This is a genomic window from Xenorhabdus hominickii, from assembly GCF_002632725.1.
GTDB classification, from domain to species: Bacteria; Pseudomonadota; Gammaproteobacteria; order Enterobacterales; family Enterobacteriaceae; genus Xenorhabdus; species Xenorhabdus hominickii.
Genome location: NZ_NJAI01000024.1, coordinates 1 through 2,464 on the forward strand (window position 1 = coordinate 1; position 2,464 = coordinate 2,464).

Here is a 2,464-nt window from a genome sequence, read left to right on the forward strand (position 1 = left end):
AGAGAGAACGAATTTAACTCAGCGTACTCGAGTAAAAAGACTGAATAGAAAAACTATCAGTTATTCAAAATCCGAAGAAATGCACGATAAGGTGATAGGAACTTTTATTGAGCGTGAGTACTATTTTTGATATTCAATCTAACTATTTAATACATGACCAAAAATTTTGCCCACCAAATGTTTTTCTGGTTCAATTTCCCGGGCATAACTTCCCCAGTTATCGGTCGTCATAAAACGAATATTAAAAGGTGCTAATAAATCAAGGAGTTTTCGGCAGGTTTCATCGTTTCGGGGCTCAAATACATGGGCGATGACTTGTTTTCTTTTTGTATCAAAAGCATACCAAAGCCAATAACGTTGTTTTTTGTTACCGACGAAAGACCCTTGTTCATCCAACTCGCAAATGAGCGTAACATCATTGTAAGCCTCCTACCTTGATGTTACCTGCTTTGGTGAGAGTTTTTTAAAGTCCGTATAACCGTGTTGATGCCGATGCCTAAAACACGGCCGGTATCCCTGACACCAGAACCATTCATCGCCATATTAATCACTTTTTCTTTCATATCGGGCTTATGACCATTGTAACGAGAGTTAAGTTGAAAGGTTTTCTGGCAGTCTTTGCAGTAATAGCGTGGAAAACCCGCTTTACCTGTTCCGTGTTTACGTCCCGGTTCTGTTTGGCCGCAGTATCGGCAAAAAACGGCTATCGTGACAGTCATGATGATCCCCCTCTGAAAAAGCATAATAATATCAAATTAACGCTTTGGAGTCATTGCCATAAATTATTCTAATATCTTTGAATCTATATTAGAGATATTGGTTAATTTTTTAAAAATATTTATGAAACAGAGAGCTAAAACACAGGAGTATGCTCGGCTTTTATAGCAGGATTAATTTATTATATGTTCCAAGTTAAAAAGCCGAGCTTGAACTTATGGCCTTCTGAAATCACATTTATTAAACCATTATTAAACGAACTTGAGGTTATGCCATAGCTTAATCTATTGGCGAATACATGTGTTATATATCTCTTTAAGGCAATATTGATATTTTTTATGGTGTTTAATATGTATTGCACATATTGTACGTGCGAGTGATTCACATTGTTCAGGCGTATTAAACAATGTTGTTTTTGCTGCAAATGTATTCCATGGTGCAAATGCTAAAATGGCAGTACAGAGTGCTATTGAAGTTTTCATCTTGTAACCTTTATGTAATTTAAAATATCTCTTTAAAAGAGCAGTTATAATAGAATGGTTTTTGTTGAAATCCAACATGCTTAATATTTTTTTGGTTTTTTTTTATGAGCTCTGTATTTTAATGACCTGCTTTTTATAAAAAATTTGTATTTACCGGAAAAATTAAATGGCGACGGTAGGTGTTAGTAGACTTGACTCGATGTAATCTAATGTTATTCAATTTTTGACCCAGTTAATAAAAAAGGATAAATAATGCAATAGTTAACATTATTTACCCTTTACTCAAAAATGGGTTTGTAACTGCTATTTAACTCACTTTTTTCAAGAAGCAGGTTTTCAGTACTAATCCTTTGATTTTATCGGCATTACACTCAATCTCATCCTCACGATGAGTCAGGCGGATATTTTTGATCAATGTGCCGCGTTTTAGTGTCTTGGAAGTACCTTTGACTTTTAAATCCTTGATCACCTGAACTGAATCACCATCGTTCAGTAGCGCACCGTTGGAGTCTTTAACTTCGATATCCATTGTATGGAATCCTCATTTTTATTTTCAAATCAAATGAGGATTATAGATAGAAAAATGATTTTTTTAAAGGTTAGTGTGATTTTTTACATTATAGCTTCTATTTTTAATATTTTTCTGGTTGATAACATGGAGTGATGTAAAAAAGGTCACATTTGTGACCTTAACGCAATGAAAAATAATGATTTTATTTTATTGTTCAATATTTGCTTCGATAAACCACAAAAATTTATCGAGATCACGAGAGGCCGCAGTGAACATATCTGCTGTATCTTCATCTTCTGCGTCAACAATGGCCTGACGGATATCATTGGCGACGATGGCATAGCGATCTGCCAGTGCTTTTAGGTGGTCTTGAACGTCATGAATATCGGTTGGGTAACTTTCCAGTGTTGTTCTTTTATGGACTTCCTGCACGGTGCCCGTGGCTGTACCACCTAGTTGGACTGCACGTTCTGCGAATGTATCAAGATGATCTGTGATAGCACTACGAAAACCATCCAGCATTTCATGAACAGCAATGAAATTTCGACCACGTAAGTTCCAGTGTGCTTGTTTAGTTATTAACTCGGCGGCTATTTATATCTGATATACTGTGTCAATGAAAACAGATGCACGCAAGCTCACGATTGAGCAACTAGAGCTGCTGAGGCAGCAAGCTATTCGATTTCGCCAAGAGAAAAAAACCTTTCGCGAAATCGGTCAATTATTGAAGATCCATCCGGATACGGCTGGACGC

The 2,464-nt window shown here is 36.3% G+C and carries 4 protein-coding genes and 1 pseudogene; 1 reads left to right on the forward strand and 4 read right to left on the reverse strand.

Going from position 1 to position 2,464, the window contains the following annotated elements; translation table 11 throughout:
* A partial coding sequence (locus Xhom_RS24580; RefSeq protein ID WP_244590775.1) for an IS1 family transposase occupies positions 1 to 130 on the forward strand: 130 nt, incomplete at its 5' end.
* A gap of 8 nt (positions 131 to 138) precedes the next feature.
* Here the strand turns inward: Xhom_RS24580 and Xhom_RS47310 are convergent.
* The 4 genes and pseudogenes from Xhom_RS47310 to dps all read right to left on the reverse strand — a co-directional run.
* Positions 139 to 396: an IS1 family transposase gene (locus Xhom_RS47310; protein WP_069316458.1), complete on the reverse strand. Its 258-nt coding sequence runs from the start codon at positions 394 to 396 to the stop codon at positions 139 to 141.
* A gap of 44 nt (positions 397 to 440) precedes the next feature.
* Positions 441 to 719 carry an IS1-like element transposase gene (locus Xhom_RS47315; RefSeq protein WP_069316457.1) on the reverse strand — a complete coding sequence of 93 codons (279 nt, stop codon included), beginning with the start codon at positions 717 to 719 and terminating at the stop codon, positions 441 to 443.
* Between the two features lie 787 nt (positions 720 to 1,506).
* Positions 1,507 to 1,728 carry an alkylphosphonate utilization protein gene (locus tag Xhom_RS24595; protein ID WP_069316456.1) on the reverse strand — a complete coding sequence of 74 codons (222 nt, stop codon included), beginning with the start codon at positions 1,726 to 1,728 and terminating at the stop codon, positions 1,507 to 1,509.
* Positions 1,729 to 1,917: 189 nt separating this feature from the next.
* Positions 1,918 to 2,304: pseudogene (gene dps / locus Xhom_RS24600) on the reverse strand (DNA starvation/stationary phase protection protein Dps); the annotation flags it as partial.
* Positions 2,305 to 2,464: the final 160 nt, after the last annotated feature.